This window comes from Moorena sp. SIO4A1 (assembly GCF_010672065.1).
Lineage (GTDB): Bacteria > Cyanobacteriota > Cyanobacteriia > Cyanobacteriales > Coleofasciculaceae > Moorena.
Genome location: NZ_JAAHHX010000532.1, coordinates 1 through 1710, shown reverse-complemented (window position 1 = coordinate 1710; position 1710 = coordinate 1). Strand labels below are relative to the sequence as shown.

Sequence of the window (1710 nt, the reverse complement as noted above, 5' to 3'; positions counted from 1 at the left end):
TAGTCCCGCAACTAAACCCCAATAAATAGGTATAAAACAGTATTTAACTGTATAAAACCGACATTGACATTTTGCTAGCGCTAGAGTACACTTAAGATGTAGGACACAGTCAGTTAACAATGCCAAGAAAAGTAGGAGCAACAAAGAAAATATCGACTCAGGTTGTCCCCGTAGTGGGGATGACTAAGTCGGTAGAGTTTGAGTTGTTGCAGGTAATGAAAAAGTTAGGAATTGTCAGGTCTGAGTCTTACAATAAACTAGGCAGCATTAACCATTGGGGACTGGACTGGAAAAAGGCCATCCCGGAAGTGAAGAGTTTCAGGACTCCCGATACTCTGGGATTGCCTGCCAAGTTGATGGATTGGACTGTAAACGATGTAGCGAAGGCTATCACAGCGAGCCAAGCAGCTTGTATCGACGCCGTTGTCAGAAAAATTTATAAAAGGTTTCCTGGGAAAGACAATCAAAAGACAAGAAAGGAGCTTTGTAAACAGCTTAAGACCTTGGCTTTTCTGGAGAACCCACTGCTGCATAGGCTGGTCAGAAAGGAGTTTAAAAGGGGTCATTCCTGGGTCAAGAACCAGATAGTCTATCAACAAATAGGCTATAAGTGCAGGAGGCTCTCCCGTAACACTTATCAGCTAGAACTAGCTGGATTAAGAAGAGGAAAAAGAAACAGAATAATCGTCAGATCTAATCGCAAAATAAGTGGGCAGATTAGATTAATCTACAATCAAACTCTACAAAGATTTGAAATTCACTTCTTAGTAGATTATGGAACAGTGGAAGTACCCGCTAACCGCCACCCTATCGGGATAGACAAAGGGTACACAGAGGCTTTCTATGATTCAAATGGCCAAGCGCATGGCAAAAATTTGGGCAAAGCGGCTACCAAAAAGTCCAATCGCATCTGTGCCAAGAATCGTAATAGAGGAAAGCTTTGGGCGATACATAGAAAGTTAGAAAAACTTGCTCCAGCAAAATCTGCTCGTATCCTTAAAAACAACCTAACTAGAAAAACAGAAAACAAGCGATACAGACAGAACCAAGCCGAACTAACTGCCATAATAGGAGCGGCCTCCAAGTCTCTTTTTAATGGTGAATCACTCTTAGTTTTTGCGGAAGATTTAACACAACCAATAAAAAATAAACGCCAGTCCAAAGCCATGTCCCGTAAGCTTAATAGCTGGATGAAAGGGAAAATGCGGGACTCCTTACAGAAATGGGCTGATTGGACTGGGTCGGTTGTTACGGAAGTTCAGCCTAGCTACACGTCGCAAGTTGACTCTGTTACTGGAACCCTGTTGGGGGAAAGAAACGGGGACAATTTTACCAGGTTTAATGGGGTCGTGTTACAGGCTGACTACAATGCTGCCAAAAACATACTTAATCGAGGTACGGATAAGGAAATCACCCGGTATATGAGTAAAACCGAGGTGCAGGCAGTATTGTTGCGTCGTACCGCGCGTTTCTTGGAAGGGATGGGACTTAGTTTGCTTGATGCAGTTGAGCTTGGATGGATTAATTGCAAGCATAGCAAAACTAAGGCTTTTAAGGAACTCCTGGTCGAGATGCCAGGATCGCCTAGAAAGATGAGTGGAAGGCTTAACTCCAATTGCTGACTACCACTCCTCCCTCAGGCAACAATAAATTGCACCTTGACCGTTTTATACCGGATTATCCCGATTAATGACGGTTTAAGAGTATCTC

Annotated in this window: 1 protein-coding gene; it reads left to right on the top strand. The window is 43.2% G+C overall.

Going from position 1 to position 1710, the window contains the following annotated elements; translation table 11 throughout:
- Window positions 1–119 precede the first annotated feature (119 nt).
- Window positions 120–1622 (top strand): zinc ribbon domain-containing protein, encoded by a 1503-nt coding sequence (locus F6K53_RS40305; RefSeq protein WP_293085728.1) that lies wholly within the window; start codon window positions 120–122, stop codon window positions 1620–1622.
- Window positions 1623–1710: the final 88 nt, after the last annotated feature.